This window comes from Pelagovum sp. HNIBRBA483 (genome assembly GCF_040931995.1).
GTDB lineage: Bacteria > Pseudomonadota > Alphaproteobacteria > Rhodobacterales > Rhodobacteraceae > JAEPMR01.
This window is the reverse complement of sequence record NZ_CP162412.1, coordinates 2,247,556-2,262,841: the sequence shown is the minus strand read 5'-3', so window position 1 is coordinate 2,262,841 and position 15,286 is coordinate 2,247,556. Positions and strand designations below refer to the sequence as shown.

General features: G+C 60.7%; 16 protein-coding genes. 3 read left to right on the top strand and 13 right to left on the bottom strand.

Annotated elements, in window-relative coordinates; all coding sequences use genetic code 11:
* Positions 1-27 precede the first annotated feature (27 nt).
* Positions 28-1,662: a hypothetical protein gene (locus tag AB1E42_RS11090; RefSeq protein WP_368344307.1), complete on the top strand. Its 1,635-nt coding sequence runs from the start codon at positions 28-30 to the stop codon at positions 1,660-1,662.
* Here AB1E42_RS11090 and AB1E42_RS11085 read toward each other — a convergent pair.
* From AB1E42_RS11085 to AB1E42_RS11025, 13 genes are all read right to left on the bottom strand, one after another.
* Positions 1,659-2,153, bottom strand: coding sequence for a prepilin peptidase (locus AB1E42_RS11085; protein WP_368344306.1), 495 nt, complete (start codon positions 2,151-2,153; stop codon positions 1,659-1,661). The two genes, AB1E42_RS11090 and AB1E42_RS11085, sit on opposite strands and share 4 nt — an antisense overlap.
* Complete coding sequence (locus AB1E42_RS11080) at positions 2,153-3,007, bottom strand: tetratricopeptide repeat protein (RefSeq protein ID WP_368344305.1); 855 nt, start codon at positions 3,005-3,007, stop codon at positions 2,153-2,155. Before AB1E42_RS11080 ends, AB1E42_RS11085 begins: the two co-directional genes overlap by 1 nt.
* A 28-nt stretch (positions 3,008-3,035) precedes the next feature.
* On the bottom strand, positions 3,036-3,596 hold the full coding sequence (locus AB1E42_RS11075) for a tetratricopeptide repeat protein (RefSeq protein WP_368344304.1): 561 nt from the start codon (positions 3,594-3,596) through the stop codon (positions 3,036-3,038).
* Between the two features lie 7 nt (positions 3,597-3,603).
* A complete protein-coding gene (locus tag AB1E42_RS11070) occupies positions 3,604-4,608 on the bottom strand; it encodes a type II secretion system F family protein (RefSeq protein WP_368344303.1) in 1,005 nt (334 codons plus the stop codon).
* A 9-nt stretch (positions 4,609-4,617) separates the two neighbouring features.
* The gene (locus AB1E42_RS11065) at positions 4,618-5,589 is read right to left on the bottom strand and encodes a type II secretion system F family protein (RefSeq protein WP_368344302.1); all 972 of its coding nucleotides are present in this window, start codon (positions 5,587-5,589) and stop codon (positions 4,618-4,620) included.
* 2 nt (positions 5,590-5,591) lie between these two features.
* The gene (locus tag AB1E42_RS11060; RefSeq protein ID WP_368344301.1) at positions 5,592-7,055 is read right to left on the bottom strand and encodes a CpaF family protein; all 1,464 of its coding nucleotides are present in this window, start codon (positions 7,053-7,055) and stop codon (positions 5,592-5,594) included.
* A 9-nt stretch (positions 7,056-7,064) separates the two neighbouring features.
* On the bottom strand, positions 7,065-8,315 hold the full coding sequence (locus tag AB1E42_RS11055; protein ID WP_368344300.1) for a CpaE family protein: 1,251 nt from the start codon (positions 8,313-8,315) through the stop codon (positions 7,065-7,067).
* A gap of 221 nt (positions 8,316-8,536) precedes the next feature.
* Positions 8,537-9,187 carry an OmpA family protein gene (locus AB1E42_RS11050; RefSeq protein ID WP_368346415.1) on the bottom strand — a complete coding sequence of 217 codons (651 nt, stop codon included), beginning with the start codon at positions 9,185-9,187 and terminating at the stop codon, positions 8,537-8,539.
* A 21-nt stretch (positions 9,188-9,208) separates the two neighbouring features.
* A complete protein-coding gene (locus tag AB1E42_RS11045) occupies positions 9,209-10,651 on the bottom strand; it encodes a type II and III secretion system protein family protein (protein ID WP_368344299.1) in 1,443 nt (480 codons plus the stop codon).
* A 247-nt stretch (positions 10,652-10,898) separates the two neighbouring features.
* The gene (cpaB, locus tag AB1E42_RS11040; RefSeq protein WP_368344298.1) at positions 10,899-11,759 is read right to left on the bottom strand and encodes a Flp pilus assembly protein CpaB; all 861 of its coding nucleotides are present in this window, start codon (positions 11,757-11,759) and stop codon (positions 10,899-10,901) included.
* Positions 11,760-11,917: 158 nt separating this feature from the next.
* Entirely contained in the window at positions 11,918-12,103 is a 186-nt protein-coding gene (locus AB1E42_RS11035) for a hypothetical protein (RefSeq protein WP_368344297.1), read from the bottom strand.
* A gap of 180 nt (positions 12,104-12,283) precedes the next feature.
* Positions 12,284-12,466, bottom strand: a complete 183-nt coding sequence (locus AB1E42_RS11030; RefSeq protein ID WP_368344296.1) for a Flp family type IVb pilin — start codon at positions 12,464-12,466, stop codon at positions 12,284-12,286.
* Between the two features lie 30 nt (positions 12,467-12,496).
* Positions 12,497-12,679 carry a Flp family type IVb pilin gene (locus AB1E42_RS11025; RefSeq protein WP_368344295.1) on the bottom strand — a complete coding sequence of 61 codons (183 nt, stop codon included), beginning with the start codon at positions 12,677-12,679 and terminating at the stop codon, positions 12,497-12,499.
* Between the two features lie 299 nt (positions 12,680-12,978).
* Here AB1E42_RS11025 and AB1E42_RS11020 point away from each other — a divergent pair, with 299 nt between their 5' ends.
* Positions 12,979-13,851: a lytic transglycosylase domain-containing protein gene (locus AB1E42_RS11020; protein ID WP_368344294.1), complete on the top strand. Its 873-nt coding sequence runs from the start codon at positions 12,979-12,981 to the stop codon at positions 13,849-13,851.
* 2 nt (positions 13,852-13,853) lie between these two features.
* The gene (locus AB1E42_RS11015; protein WP_368344293.1) at positions 13,854-15,284 is read left to right on the top strand and encodes a UbiA family prenyltransferase; all 1,431 of its coding nucleotides are present in this window, start codon (positions 13,854-13,856) and stop codon (positions 15,282-15,284) included.
* Positions 15,285-15,286: the final 2 nt, after the last annotated feature.

Genomic DNA, 15,286 nt, shown 5'->3' with positions numbered 1-15,286 from the left:
AATGGACAATCTATGGGCGAGGCAGGCATGAGTAGACCAAATCCGGTGATATTACTGGGGATTCTGGTGGGGATCTTCTTTGTCTGGTCGGGGATCAGTGTGCTGCGCGATGGGCTTTACATCGCCAAGCACGAGGGCGACACGCTGCATCTGGTCGAGATCATCTTCCGCATGGCCGAAGGGCAGCGCCCGCATCTGGATTTCATGACGCCGATTGGCGCATTGGCCTTTGCGCCGATTGTGCTGTTGGTGAAGGCGGGCATGGGGATCGGCCATGCGCTGATCTGGAGCCAGATACTGGTTGCGGCGGTGATGCTGCCGGCGGTGTGGTGGGTGAGCATGAGCCGCCTCTCGCCACGGCTGGCGCCGGTTTTTGGCGGGTTCGTGCTGATCCTGATCCTTGCCTTGGTGCATGGGGAAGCCGAGGCGGGGATCTCGGTTTCGATGCATTATAATCGTTGGGCGTGGGCGGCGGCTTTTGTGGCGATCCTTGCGGCGTTTCGCAGGCCGGTGCACCCGAATTTGCCGGTGCTGGACGGGGTGATCATCGGCGCTTTGGTCGCGGCATTGGTGATGATCAAAGTGACTTATGCCGTTGCCTTCGTCGCGCCGATTGCCTTTGCGCTTTGGGTGACGGAACAGCGCAAGGCGCTCTTATGGGCGTTGGTGACGGGCGGGGTGATTGCCGCTTTGCTGACGCTCTGGCTGGGGTTTGGCTATTGGTTGGCCTATATCGACGACCTGCTGACGGTGGCACGGTCGGAGATCCGCCCCCAGCCCAGCGGCGATTTGGGCGAGGTGGTGGCGTCGCCGTCGCATCTGGGTGCATCGCTGACACTTCTGGCGGGGGTGGTCTTTTTGCGCCAAGCCCGCGACGAACATGGCGGGCTGATCCTGCTGACGCTGGTGCCGGGGTTCTTTTTCGTGACGTTCCAGAACTACGGCAACGATCCGCAATGGCTGATCCTTGTGGCGGTGTTGCTGCTGGCGAGCCGCCCGGTGCATGACGTGCTCAATGGCAGCGGGTGGTCGATGCGGCAGGCGCTGGGTGTCACGGCAGCGATTGCCGTGGCGATGGGGACGCCGAGCCTTGTGAACGTGGCCTACAGCCCGTTCCGGCATTACCTGACGCCGCTTGAACAGTTTGTGCCCCTGATGCCGCGCGGTGGGGTGCATGCGGATTTACAGGGTGGTGATATTCGTGTGCAGCGTATTGATGCGCGGGTCGCGCTGGACGGGCCTGACAGTGCCTATGCCGCGTATCTGGAGCCGCAGGAGCGGGAGAAGGTCGCGGATTTCAAGGGTGAAACCTTCCCCTATTGCACGACCGAGATAGGGCTGACTTCGGTGCTGGACATCACTGCGCAGGATATCGCCGCGGCGGGTTACGGCGGCAAGGGCGCGCGGTTGATGGCGGCGGATTTGCTCTCGTCCTATTGGCTGTTCGCGGATTTCGCCCCAATCGAGGGTGCCGCGCCGTGGTATTATGGCGGGCTGCCGGGGTATGAGAATGTGGATTATGTGGTGGTGCCGCTCTGCCCCATCGCGCATTCGGTGCAGGCGGACATCCTTGACGAGCTGGAGGCCAGCGGCGCGGCGGATGAGTTGGTGGAGGTGCGGCGGACGCCGATCTACATCCTGTACGAGCGCCAGCGCGGCTAGCCGAGGAACGGCAGGAGACAGTAGAGCGAGAGGGTCATGCCCAAGGGCAGGCCCATCGGGAAGCGGCGCCCTGCGGACCAGCTTTCCCATTCCGGCGCGAGCTTGCGCAGCGGCGAGCCGCGGATAAGCCGGTGGGCGAGATAGCCGGTGATCAGGCAGCCAGCAAAGAGATAGAGCAGCGGCCTGACATCTGCCAAGGCGATGAAGGGCGCGGCGGCGGCGGCGAATTTGGCGTCACCGGCGCCAATCGCGCCGATGGCGTTCAGGCCGATGCCAATGACCAGCACCACAGCCAAATGGCTCCATCGCCAGAGGTAATCCTCGAAAGGGAGCGCAAAGAGACCAAGCACCGCGAAGCCGATCACCAGCGCCACGACCGCGTGATTGCGGATCTTCATGGTGCTGAGATCGGTGTAGGCGGTGTAGAAGGACAGCGGCAGCACCACTGGCAGAAACCAGAGCGCTTGGGCAGCGGTCAGACCGGCCGACATCAGGTGCCGCTCGACTCGAGCGCGCGCAGGGCGCGGACGGCCGCCTCGAAGTGCTGCGGGTGGGTATCAATCGCTTGCTGCAACAGCCCTTTTGCGATGACGACATCGCCTTGCTTTACGGCGGTAAGCGCCAGCGTGTGGAGGATCTGGGCGCGCTCGATCTGGGTCATCGTGACCACAGGAACATCGTAGTTACGCTGCGCTCCACGCGCCAGCGCGAGGTTGTTCTTGGCGGTGAAGAGGCCCGGATCGGCGTTCAGCGCATCGGCGAAGAGGGTTTCGGCACCGACGAAATCGCCGCGCGTGAGTTTTGAGAAGCCCCAGTTGTTCAGCACGCTGGCGGGGCGGGTGGTGAGGCCGATGGCGGTTTCATAGAAGCTATCGGCACGGTCCCATTGCTCGTTGCTGTCAGCGACCATCGCTTCGAGCCGGTAACGGGCATAGGTTTCATGCGTGGGGGGGACGGCATTGAGCACTTGCTCGGCCTCTTCCCACTGATTGTCGCGGATCAGAGCATCAGCAAGATCGACGCGGTCATCATCGGTGGTGTCGGGATGTTCGACAACGGCCTTCCATGCGGCGACGGCCTCGGTCGTGCGGCGGGCGCGGGTGAGCGATTTGGCAAGGCCGCGGCGCAGGTCGATCCGTTCCGGCTGGCCCGCAAGCGTGCGGCGGAAATAGGCGACGGCCTCTTCGGGGTCTGCGACGGTGAGCATCACATCGTTGAGGTTGCTCTCGTCGATGACGTTGACGTCCTTCATGGCCTCGGCCACGACCTGATCGCCTGTTTGCTGGCAGGCGGAGAGGGTCAGCAATCCGGCTACTCCGGCCAGTATCGCGATGGAATGGCGCATTTGCCTGCGTCCTTTTGTTGCTCGTCTCTCAATTTGCCGGCAGCAGGACATAGTCGCCATAGTTGCGCCGGATCAACTGGAACTCTGCGGTTTCTGGTTCCTGAGAATAGCGGCTCTCGTCCATCATGGCGAGTGCCAACCGCAGGTTGTCTCTGATTTCGTCGGAATCGCCGTTGTCCGTTGCATAGGCGCGACGGAACACGAACGTGGCTTCGGCGATCTGGCCTTTTTCCATCAGGACGACGCCGAGATTGTTCCATGCTTCGGGGAAGTCGCCATCCTCTTCCAGCGCGCGGCGTAGGAAGTCTTCGGCTTGACCAAGCCGCCCGAGCGACAGGTTGGCGGAGCCGAGGGCGGCGAGGATTTCGGCATTCAACCCTTGTTGCGCGGCGGCGCGGGTGAAGGATTTCAGCGCAAGCTCATATTCACCGCCAGCCATCGCACGGTGCCCTGCGGCGAGGTGATCCGTGCCGTCGCCTATCGTGACTCCGGGCGCGTAGAGCCCGTCAGGACGGTTCAGGCCGCCCGGATTACAGGCGGCCAGAGCGACGAGGGCCGTCGCGGCAAGAACCCAGACAATGCGCTGCATGCGCCCCCTAGAAATTGGCGTTCGACAGGGTCTCCGCAATTCCGTAGACCGATGGTCCGATCAGAATGATCAGAAGCGGCGGCACCGTCAACATCATCGTCGCAAGGGTCATCTTGGTGGGTAGGGTATTGGCTTTCTCTTCGGCGCGCATCACGCGCTTGTCACGCATCTCAGACGAATAGACGCGCAGGGCTTCGGCGATCGAGGTGCCAAATTGCTGCGACTGGATCAGTACGGTGACGAAGCTCTGCACATCGGCCACGCCGGCGCGTTCGGACATATCGCGCAGCACCTGAATGCGGTCTTTACCGGCTTTCATTTCGTAGCTGACGATCTCGAACTCTTCCGCCAGCGCGGGGAAGCCTGCGCGGATTTCGCGGGAGACGCGGATGATCGACTGGTCAAGCGATTGGCCCGCTTCGACGCAGACGAGCATCATATCGAGGCTGTCGGGGAAGCCATTGATGATTTGTTCCTGACGCTCTGCCTGACGGCGCGTAACCCAGTATTTGGGCATCATGTAACCCACCACGCCGGGCAGGGCGGCAGACATGATCATGGATTGGGTGCTCATCTCCTCGCCATCGGGGGCGATGTTGATCTTGTAGAGCGTATAGGCGAGGCCTGCGAGCAAGAGGGTGATGCCAAGTGCGAATTGCGAGAAGTGATACATTCGCACGGCATTTTTGGACTTATAGCCCGCTTGCAGGAGCTTGAGTTTAACGGCGCTGTATTCCTCGGCGTTTTGGGGTTCGAGGAAGTTGGAATATTTCTCCAGCTTATCCTTGCCATTGGCCGTGCGCAGGCGAGTTTCTCGGCCCGCAAGCTCGGCGGCTTTGGCTTTGGCGCGGTTTTCCTTGTTCAGCTTGTCGAGGGGGTCTTCCTCTTTTTGCATCACCACCGGCAGCGCGATCAGCACCAGCATGAAGCCCAGAACGCCCACGATCATCAGCCAGCCGAAGGGGCCGAGCATGTCTGTGACCATCTGGTTCACATTACTCATAAGGGACATGGCGGGCTCCTAGACCTTGATGTTCACGAGGGTCCGCATCACGAACACGTTCGCGACGAGGAAGGCGGCAACGACGAGACAGGCGGGAATGAAAACGGAAGTGTCTTTCACGTCGTCGTAGTAGTTGGGCTGGATCACGTTGATCATCACCAGCGCCACGATGGGAAAGCCGGAAAGGAACATGCCGGACCATTTGGCCTCTGCAGTGATCGCCTTTACGCGGCGGAACAGCTTGAAGCGGGAGCGGATCACTTTTGACAGGCCATCGAGGATTTCGGCAAGGTTGCCGCCCGATTGCTGCTGGATGGTCACGGCCACGGCGAGGAAGCGCAAATCCTGCATATCCATCCGCTCGGCCAGTGATTTGAGGCTTTCGCCCATATCGCGGCCATAGGCGGCCTCATCCGCGATCACACCCATTTCAGAAGCGAGGGGATCGGGCACCTCTTTGGCGACTATGTTGATCGCGGAAGAGAACGGGTGGCCGACGCGGAGGGAGCGCACCATCAGCTCGACCGCATCGGGGAGCTGCTCTTCGATCATGCTCAGGCGCTTCTTGGCCTTGTTGTTGATCCACATATAAACGCCGCCGATGCCCATCGCGATGGCCACGGCGATGCGGATCGGGGTGGAGGCGGATGTGCCGACGGTGAGCATGACGTAGGACATCACCGCAAGACCGCCCATCAGCATGATGATCTGCGGCGGGCTGAAGGCGATATTGGCCTTTTGTGCCTTGGTCGCGAGGATCGAATAGAGCGGGATCGACTGCGATTTGAGGTGCTGGGTCATCTCCTTGCGGAGTTGTTCGAGCACCTGCTCGCGATTGGCGCCCTTTTCGAGCAGTTCGAGCCGCCGGTTGACGCGACTGTTGAGGCTGATCGATTTGCCGAAGACGGTGAGGTAGATGCCTTCGACGAGGACAAGAACGGCGACGAAGATCACGCCGTAGATGATCACCTCGATATTGATGCCGGTCATGATCAGACTCCGTTCGTCGGTTCAAAGATTTCGGCAGGCAGGTCATAGCCCCAAAGGCGGAAGCGCTCGGAGAAGTGGGAGCGAACGCCGGTGGCGGTGAAATGGCCGATGATCTTGTTTTCTGGGGTGAGGCCAACGCGCTGGAAGCGGAACACCTCCTGCATGGAGATCACGTCGCCCTCCATGCCGGTGATTTCGGTGATGGAAACCATGCGGCGGGAGCCGTCCTGCAAGCGCGAGGCCTGCACGATGAGATTCACAGCCGATGCGATCTGGCTGCGGACGGCCTTGATCGGCATTTCAATACCGGCCATCGCGATCATGTTTTCGAGACGGCTGACACCGTCGCGGGCGGAGTTGGCGTGGATCGTGGTCATCGACCCGTCGTGGCCGGTGTTCATGGCCTGCAACATGTCGATCACTTCCTCGCCGCGCGTTTCGCCGACGATGATCCGGTCAGGACGCATCCGCAGGGCGTTACGCAGACAGTCGCGCTGGGTGACAGCGCCTTTGCCTTCGACGTTGGGCGGGCGGCTTTCCATGCGGCCCACATGGGTTTGTTGCAGCTGAAGTTCTGCCGTGTCCTCGATGGTGAGGATGCGCTCTGCGTCGTCGATGAAGCTGGACAGGGCGTTGAGCGTGGTGGTTTTACCCGAGCCGGTACCGCCCGACACGATCACGTTCAGGCGGGTAGAGACAGCGGCCTGAAGATAGGCGGCCATTTCCTCGGAAAACGCGCCGAACTTCACGAGATCGCTGATCCCAAGCTTCTCTTTTTTGAATTTACGGATGGAGACAAGCGAGCCATCCACCGCGATCGGGCCGACCATCGCGTTGAAACGCGAACCGTCAGCGAGGCGGGCGTCAACATAGGGGTTCGATTCATCGACGCGGCGGCCCACGGCGGAGACGATCTTATCGATGATCCGCAGGAGGTGGCGTTCGTCCTTAAAGGTGATGTCGGTCATCTCGAGGCGGCCGTCACGTTCAACGAAGATCTGCTGCGGGCCGTTTACGAGGATATCGTTGACCGTGTCGTCCTTCAGCAAGGCCTCGAGCGGGCCCAGGCCAGTGACTTCGTGGTAGAGATCCTGGTTGAGGGCCTGACGTTCTTCACGGGTGAGGGCGGCGCCGATGTCTTCGAGCGTTTCGGCGGCGATGGCATTGATCTCGTTGCGCAAGTCTTGCTCGGTGGCTTTGTCGAGCGCGGCGAGGTTGAGGTTATCAAGAAGCGCCTTGTGGACCTCCAGCTTGATCTCGCCCAGCTTTTCCTTGCGCTTGCGCTCTTTATCCACGGCGATGGGTTCGGCCACTTTCTTGGCCGGCATCTGGCGCATCAGCGATTTGCGCTCGGTTTCGGGCGCAGCGGCGGCAGGGGCGGCAGGGGCGGCTGCTTTGGAGGCGGCGGCCATAGCCGCGACTGGCGTGCCGTTTTTCGCGGGGGTCTTTTTATACTTGGAAAACATGAGCGTTCCTTAGCGTGTGCCCGTCGCGCGGGTTTCTTCGACATTCACCTCGTGCACGCCTTGGGCGAGCTTGGCGATTTCCTTGCGGAGCGGGTTTTTCGGCTGGCCCTCGGACAGTGGCAGGCCGTGATCGGCATTCATCGTGACCTGCTTGCCGCCGTCGGGGAGCTGCACATCGATCGAGATGCCGAGGCTTTCGGCCAGACGTTTGACACGGGAGCGGGCGCTGAGATCGGTGAATTTAGGGCCACGGTTCAGCAGGAAGCGCATTTTATCAAACGGTAGTTCCTCTGATTGCAGGGCGCGCTTGAGGCGCAGGGTGTTTTGGGCGGAACGCATATCCAGCTCCAGCAGCGCAAAATAGATATGCGCGGCCTCCAGCACGTTTTGCGACCATTCGACCATCGTTGTGGGCATATCGATGACGACGTAATCGAAATTGACGCGGGCCATTTCCAACAGGCGGTCGATGTCATCGGGGCTGATGATGTCGAGCGGGACCATCTCGGAAGGCGCGGTCAACACCTGAAGGCGCTGGTTGAAGCTGAGAAGCGCCTGCATGAAGACTTCGCTGTCCATATTCTCGGTATCGGTCAGCAGTTCGAGGACAGCTTCGCGGCGGGGAAGGTCGAGATAGGTGGCGGTGCTGCCTTGCTGGAGATCGAGATCCAGCAAGAGGACGCGCGGCGGGTTTTCTGCATCGATGCTTGCCAGTTCCCACGCCAGATTGACCGCGAATGTGGTTGCGCCGACGCCGCCGGCGAGGCCTTGAACAGGGATCACCACGCCATCGAAATTATTCGTGGCTTTGAGGGTGTTCTGCATTTCGGGGGCGATCTCCATCTGCTCGGCCTTGGCCTGAACGCGGTCGATGGCGCTTTGCAATTCACCTTCGGGGAGCGGGTAGGGGACGAATTCGTCACCGCCTTCGCGCAAGAGCTGGTGCAGCGAGGCGGGGGAGACATCCTCGGTGATCAGGATGACCTTGATGCCGCGCGCTTTGGCGGCGGCGATCACGTTGGTGGCTTTGCCGAGGTCTGCTTCGTCCTCTTTATCGAGCGCGATCGCCAGAAACTGCAACGTGTCAGACTCTGGATGATTGACGAAGGCGAGGGCGTCTTCGAAGTTGAGGTCGCCCCATTGGGTTTGAAGGGCGGTTTCCATGTCCTCGATCAGAAGGTCGAAGATCTGAATATCACGGCTGACGGTGCAGGCGATGATCGGAGCCTGGTCTTCGATTTGTGCGGCGTTACTGCTCATCCTGAACATCCTTGTCATGTGACCCGCGCGACGCAGTGCTGCTGCGTGGCGGGATGTCCGGAATCAACCGGACGTAAATATCCCATGAGAAGGACGTTCGCCGCCAATCATGACGAGATTGGGGCCAAAAGACTGTAATTGTGCGGAATTGATCTACGATAACAACAAATGGGCGCCAGTGTTGACGCCCATTCAATCGACCTACTCTAAAGGAGTGGTGGTTACCCTCCGAATTCGGAGCTGACCCCTGCTATCGTCTTACCTGGTACGGCGCTGGCGATGTATTCGCGGAAGATCACTTCGGCGTATTTGCCATTGAGAACCAGCGGATGATCGGCGACCCAGCCCAGAACCTCGGTGACGGTGCGGCGGTTGGCGCGTTCGCGGCCCTCGGTGACGATCAGCGGTTGGGTTTCGCCAAAGCTGACAGCAGCTTCGAGGCGGCTGCGCGCGATGCCTTGCGCGACGAGGAAATCGACGACCGCATTGGCACGACGCTGGCCGAGATTGCGGTTATAGGCATCGGTGCCGACGAGATCGGTATGGCCGTAGACCTTGAACCGGACCTCGGGGAATTGCAGGATCCAGTCGGCCTGCCGCACCAGTACGGCGCGGGCCTGATCGTCAAGCGCGGTCGAGTTGAAGGCAAAGTTGACCGTGGTTGGCACCTCTTCGGAGAAGCGGCGGTTCAGGTTGAGCGCGAATTCTTCCGGATTGGTCTGCACGAGGATGTTATTCATCGTGGCATTGCCGAAATTGCCGCTGTCCACCACGGCGCCTGCCTCACGGTAGAAGCTGGTCAGGCCGGTGCGGTCGCCGGTGCAGCCCGTAAGGACGGCCAGCGCGGCGACGGAGGTGAGGATCGGTTTCATCATGGGTTTCTTCACCTCACCTTAATTGTTGTTGTCGAGGATGTAGCCGTAGGAGCCGCTGAAATCCTGACGGGCGACCTCGCCTGCAGCGCCTTGGAGATTGGCGCCGCGGCCGGTTTCATTGGCGACCTGACCGAAGAGGAACAGCTCTGCCTCGGTCGGCGGGCGGACGCGGTCTGTGGGCAGGGCGAGTGCCTCGCCACGCGACGGCGTGACCAGATGCGGGGTGACGATGATTACCAGTTCGGTTTGCGCGCGGTTATATTCGGCGCTGCGGAACAGGGCGCCGAGCACCGGCACATCGCCAAGCCACGGCACCTGTCCGCTGAGATCGGTGAAGTCATCGGAAAGAAGGCCTGCGATGGCAAAGCTCTGCCCATCGCGCATTTCGACGGTGGTGGAGGTTTGCCGCTTGCGGAAGGCATCAACGGTGAAGCCTGCGGAGGAGAAGCCGTTGGACGGATCAATAGAGGAAACCGCGGCTTCCAGTTCAAGATTGATGATCTCGCCATCGACCACGCGCGGAACGAAGTTCAGCTCGACACCGAAGGGCTTGAATTCAACCACGACAGCGCCGCCATCCTGCGACACCGGAACCGGATATTCGCCACCGGCGAGGAAGCGGGCCTCCTGTCCGGAAAGGGCGGTGAGGTTAGGCTCGGCCAAGGTGCGGACGACGCCGCGGGACTCGAGGGCTTCGAGCAAGATGCCCACTTCGAGGCCGCCGGCATTGAAGCCAAAAAGCATCGCGCCGTTGCTGTCCGTTGCGCCGGGCAGGGCGCCATCGGTGGCAGCGGCGACAGCAGCAGCGTTGCCGAGTGTGTTGGTGCCGAGCGCGAGGCCGAGATTATCACCGAAGGCGGTGCCTTGAATGCCGATGGAGCTGCTTAGAGACTTGGAAACAGAGCGCTGCATCTCGGCAAAGCGGACTTTTAGCATGACTTGCTGGGTGCCGCCGACCATCATCAGGTTCGACACGCGCTCCGGCGCGTACCGGCGCGCCAGTTCGAGCGCGCGGTCCAGTTTGGCAGTTGAACTGACCGTGCCAGAGAGCACGATACCATCATTAGCGGTGCGGACTTCGATATTTTCGTCCGGCAGGATTTGTTGCAGGCGTTCTTTGAACTCAGCGATGTCAGGGGTGACGTGGACCTCGACATTAGTGATCAGCCGGCCATCGGCGCCTAGCAGGGTCAGCGAGGTACGGCCCGGGGCTTTGCCCAGAACGTAGATCGTGCGATCCGAGAGCGACGAGATATCCGCGATGCCAGGATTGGCGATCGACAGTTCCGCGAATGGAGTTTCGCTCTCGACAACGACGGCACGGTTCATCGGGACATTGAGCGCGGAAGACACGGTGCCTTCCATTACGGTCAATGTTTCCGCCGTTGCGACGGTCCCTGTCTGTGCCATGAGGAGCGATGCACCGAAAAGCGCCGCCCTTATACAATCAGTGGTTTTCATGTGACCTGCCTTCTCCGATCACTGTCTCGCGCGGAATATTTTTCCGTCATTTGTGCCCAACCTGCGCTGAAAACAACTTTTTTGCAAGAATCAATGCCCTGTAGGAGGGAGTTTATGTGGATAACTGGCAACACTGCCGATTGGATCGATGGTCGCATATTCAGCCTTGGGTTGCCAAGAGGAAACGCCGCGCTTGGGGCGCGGCGTTCTTTTAGGTGTTGCGATGTGGTCGCGTTGACCGCTCGGATCAGTCGGTGCAGGGGATCTCCGTGACCACGAGTTCTGCGCCTTTGCGCTGACGGATCGTGCAGACCTCTTCGGCGGGGGCGACGGGTGCGGGGCCGCTGCTGACTTGCAGGTTGAGGAGCGACACCTGATCGACTTGGATCGCTTCTGCGACCGTATCGTCCGTCAGCCCGACGAGGGAGAGGGACAGCGCGCCGGTGTTCTGCGCCTGTGCCAGTGCGGCGACCTGCTGCGGTGTGACCTCGACCGTAACAGTACGGGCGACCATAGCGCGGTTGAGCGTGTCATCGGCGCTCTGATCGACGGCGACGATCTTGATGCCGGTTTCGATCAGGCGGGTAACGGGGATCTGACCATCACCATTGCCGCTGGGTACGCGACCGGACCAATAGACATCGACGCTATCGCCGGGACGGAGGAAACCGGAAACGCCGGTTGAGACATCAACCTTGATCGCGAAGGCACGCATGCCTGCGCCGAGGCGCGAGGTGATGCCCGCACCCTGACCTGGTTCGGTCACTTTGACGGCAAGGATCGGCTCGTTCGGCTCCATCGGGCGCAGAACGGTGCGCAGCGTATCGCCGCCTTCGGGGAAAAGCTCATCGCCGGTGTAGAACACACCTTCGGGGAGGAAGGGCTCGGCATAGCGGATGAATTGGACATCGTCTTTGGTGATCTGTTCGCCATAGGTCATGGCGCGGTTGACGGCGATCACCTCGACGGTGGGAACCTGTTGTGCTGAGGCGGCGCGCTCACGGGCGAGGGCCACCTGTTGCTGTTCGAAATAGCCTTTGACCATGTAGACTGCAAAGCCCGCAAGCCCCATGCCGATAACTAGAACAAGACCAAATACTGCTCGCATGATGTGGACCTTTGCTACTGTTGGGGCGGAGGTGCCCCGTATTCTTCAGGTAATGATTGTGCGCAACTTTGGCGAAATCTGGCCCAATGATGGGCAAGCGCGTGAATTTTTGCAGAAATGTAAACGATGATTTCGGGCGGAAGTGTTGCCGCCCGAAATCAGAAGTCTACGAGGGTCTGTGCGCTTAGATGGGCGCCGATGCCGTTCGATTGATCCAGTGCCCCTTTCGAGACGCTGGCGATCACCGCGACACCCAGACCAACGATTGCTGCGGTCAAGACGACCCAATCGACGGTCACGGCACCATTTTCATCGGTGCGTAAACGCTTGATCCAGTTCAACATAACTCACTCCTTAGGCGACGGATTGCCACCAGATCACTCACACTTTCCGACGATCATGCCGGAACTTCGGGCAAATCATGACAACTTCATGGTCACGCGACTTTGGGTGACGCCCTGAAAAAGTGAAAACCGCACCAATGGGATGGCGCGGTTTCCAAGGCCGAACAATCGGCGATCTGCTTAGTACTCCAGGGTACGAGCCGACAGCTCGCCCGAGATCTTGTCGCCCAGAGCCGTGGTGCCTGCGCCGACGGAGCTGAGAACGGCAATGCCGAGGCCCACGATGGCAGCGGTCAGAACGACCCAGTCTACGGTGACGGCGCCGTCTTCGTCGCGGCGGAAGTTTTTGATGAAGTTGGTCATTGTCTTACTCCAGTTTAGGAATTGGTAGGATTAGTATTCGAGGGTGCGAGCGGAGAGCTCACCCGAGATCTTGTCGCCCAGTGCGGTGGTGCCTGCGCCCACCGAGCTGAGAACTGCGATCCCGAGGCCAACGATGGCAGCGGTCAGCACGACCCAGTCGACCGTGACGGCGCCATCTTCTTCACGACGGAAGTTTTTGATGAAGTTAAGCATTTGGTTTCCCTCCTTAAGGGTAGCTCGTTTGCATCTCCTTGCGGATGGCGCCACACGGTCTCGTGTCGTGCTTTCCCGCTTAGGATAGGGTGATATAACCTTTCGAATAGGGCGGGATTTGGGCAGGTTTCGTGCATTTTTGCATCAATGCATTTTTTACTAATTTCGGTATGAAGCGTGTGAAACCCTTTAAAAATAAGGGTATTATATGTGCATCTGGTATCGGTTCGCGGGTGTCGGGAACGCGAAAAGCGAAAAAATTTCCCCTGATTCTTTGTGAGTCGTATAGTCGGGGGCAAGTGCAGAAACGTGACGAAACGGGGCGGGCGGTCCGGAACATGGTCTACGGCAAGATAGCAGCCTTGGCGCTGGCGCTTGGTGCCTTTGGCGCGGTGCAGGCGCAGACGACCGCGTGGGGCGAACCGGATTTCACCTTTCGCCGTGTGACCCCGCCGCCGCCGGGCACGACGCAGCGCATTACCGTGCAAATCGACCCACAGGCGCAGACCGCGCCACCGCCCGAGGCATTGCCACGGGCGGCACCGTCATCAGGCGTGGCGGGTATGAGCCCGCGCGTGGGCACCGCGGATTGGTTTTGGGAGCGTGTGTCGCCCGCCCGCGCAGAGAGCGGGCCGGGGCGGCTGGCGGAGGCGCTTGCCGTTCTGGATACGGCGCCGGAAGCGGCTGGATTGACTGCGCCACGGCTGGCCGCGATGCAGGAACTGGCGGCAAGGCTCGGGCCGGCGCTCTTGCGTGAAACGGTGGGAACAAAGGTATCGCCCGCGTTGGCGCTTTCGGTGATCGCGGTAGAAAGCGCGGGGCGCAGCAGTGCCGTGAGCCGCGCGGGGGCCATCGGGTTGATGCAGTTGATGCCCGCGACGGCGGCACGGTTTGACGTGATCACGCCGCTCGACCCGGATCAGAACATCGCGGGAGGCGTGGCCTATCTGGATTGGTTGATGGGGCATTTCGACAATGACCCGATACTCGTGCTGGCGGGGTACAATGCGGGCGAGGGATCGGTCAGGGATCATGACGGGGTGCCACCCTATGCAGAAACCCGCGCCTATGTGCCAAAAGTGCTTCTGGCATGGAAGGTGGCGCGCGCCTTGTGTATCACGCCACCGGAACTGGTCAGTGATGGCTGCGTATTTCAGAGAATGGGAGGCTGAGGGTGGCCGATAGACGACCGCTGGTGCTGGATGTGGACGGAACCTTTCTGCGCACCGACATGCTGTATGAGAGTTTTTGGGCAGGGTTGGGCACGGCGCCGGTGGCGACGATCCTCGCCAGCCTGCGGCATTTGAACGATCCGGCGATGTTGAAGGCCAAGCTGCACGACATTGCACCGATCCGCGCGGACCTGTTGCCGGTGAATGGCGAGATCGCGGCGCTGGCGCAAGGTGCTCGGGAAGAGGGGCGGGAGATCATCCTTGCCTCTGCCTCTGACTGGCGGTTGGTGAAGGCGGTGTCTGACCATCACGGATTTGACGGCGCGCTCGGCTCCGCACCCGGTGAAAACCTGAAAGGCCCGACCAAGGCCGAGGCGCTGAACAACGAGTTTGGCGCGGGCGGATATCTTTATGCCGGTGACAGCCGCGCGGATATGCCAATTTGGGAGCAGGCCAGTTATTCGATCGTCGTGGGCCGCGCGGGCGGCGCTGCGGCGAAGCTGAAGGCCGCTGGAAAAGGCGTCACCGAATTGGCGGGTGGCTGGCGGATGCTGGCGCTGATGAAAGCGATCCGGCCGCATCAGTGGGTTAAGAACGTGTTGCTGCTCTTGCCGATGGTGGCGGCGCATAATGCGGACCTGACGACGTTGATGGCGGTTCTGCTTGGGATCGTTGCCTTCTCGGCGGCGGCGTCGAGCATTTATGTGGTCAATGACCTGCTCGATCTGGAGGCGGACCGTTTGCACCCGACGAAATGCCGCCGTCCCTTTGCCAGTGGCGCGGTGCCGATACGGGTGGGAATGCTGACTTTCGTGCTGCTGGCCGCACTTGCCATCGGCATCGCGTTCTCGCTCGGGACGGCGTTCCTTGGGGTTATCGTGCTTTATATGCTGCTGTCGCTCAGCTATTCGCTGAAGCTGAAGCGGATGCGTTGGGTGGATATTTTTACGCTGGCGACGCTCTACACGCTGCGGGTCGTTGCAGGGGCGGCGGCGAGTGGGGTGGATGCGTCGGTCTATATGCTGATCTTTATTTTCCCCGTTTTCGTGAGCCTTGGCTGTGTGAAGCGGCTGACGGAACTGACGCTGGCCACGAGCGACGAGCGCCTGCCGGGGCGCGGTTATGGCCGCGCGGATCGAGGCGACCTGCTGAACGTCGCAGGGCTGGGCATGGTCGGCGCGCTGGTGATCTTTTTCCTCTATTCCTTTAGCGCGCAGGCGGTGGCGCTCTATCCGAAACAGTGGATTTTATGGCTGGCGCTGCTGCCCGTTGGCGGCTGGTTATTGCGGATGATCCGGCTCGGCTATCTGGGCAAGCAGGATTATGACCCGATTGTTTTTGCGATGAAGGATATTCGCGGCATCGGGCTGTTGCTGCTCACGCTGGCGCTGATGCTCTATGCCGCCGGATTGGGGCCGGACTGGTTGTTCTGAGG

Coding starts and splice junctions, on each gene's coding strand:
- AB1E42_RS11090 (WP_368344307.1), top strand. CDS start 28: ATGAGTAGACCAAATCCGGTGATATTACTGGGGATTCTGGTGGGGATC.
- AB1E42_RS11085 (WP_368344306.1), bottom strand. CDS start 2,153: ATGTCGGCCGGTCTGACCGCTGCCCAAGCGCTCTGGTTTCTGCCAGTG.
- AB1E42_RS11080 (WP_368344305.1), bottom strand. CDS start 3,007: ATGCGCCATTCCATCGCGATACTGGCCGGAGTAGCCGGATTGCTGACC.
- AB1E42_RS11075 (WP_368344304.1), bottom strand. CDS start 3,596: ATGCAGCGCATTGTCTGGGTTCTTGCCGCGACGGCCCTCGTCGCTCTG.
- AB1E42_RS11070 (WP_368344303.1), bottom strand. CDS start 4,608: ATGTCCCTTATGAGTAATGTGAACCAGATGGTCACAGACATGCTCGGC.
- AB1E42_RS11065 (WP_368344302.1), bottom strand. CDS start 5,589: ATGACCGGCATCAATATCGAGGTGATCATCTACGGCGTGATCTTCGTC.
- AB1E42_RS11060 (WP_368344301.1), bottom strand. CDS start 7,055: ATGTTTTCCAAGTATAAAAAGACCCCCGCGAAAAACGGCACGCCAGTC.
- AB1E42_RS11055 (WP_368344300.1), bottom strand. CDS start 8,315: ATGAGCAGTAACGCCGCACAAATCGAAGACCAGGCTCCGATCATCGCC.
- AB1E42_RS11050 (WP_368346415.1), bottom strand. CDS start 9,187: ATGAAACCGATCCTCACCTCCGTCGCCGCGCTGGCCGTCCTTACGGGC.
- AB1E42_RS11045 (WP_368344299.1), bottom strand. CDS start 10,651: ATGAAAACCACTGATTGTATAAGGGCGGCGCTTTTCGGTGCATCGCTC.
- cpaB (WP_368344298.1), bottom strand. CDS start 11,759: ATGCGAGCAGTATTTGGTCTTGTTCTAGTTATCGGCATGGGGCTTGCG.
- AB1E42_RS11035 (WP_368344297.1), bottom strand. CDS start 12,103: ATGTTGAACTGGATCAAGCGTTTACGCACCGATGAAAATGGTGCCGTG.
- AB1E42_RS11030 (WP_368344296.1), bottom strand. CDS start 12,466: ATGACCAACTTCATCAAAAACTTCCGCCGCGACGAAGACGGCGCCGTC.
- AB1E42_RS11025 (WP_368344295.1), bottom strand. CDS start 12,679: ATGCTTAACTTCATCAAAAACTTCCGTCGTGAAGAAGATGGCGCCGTC.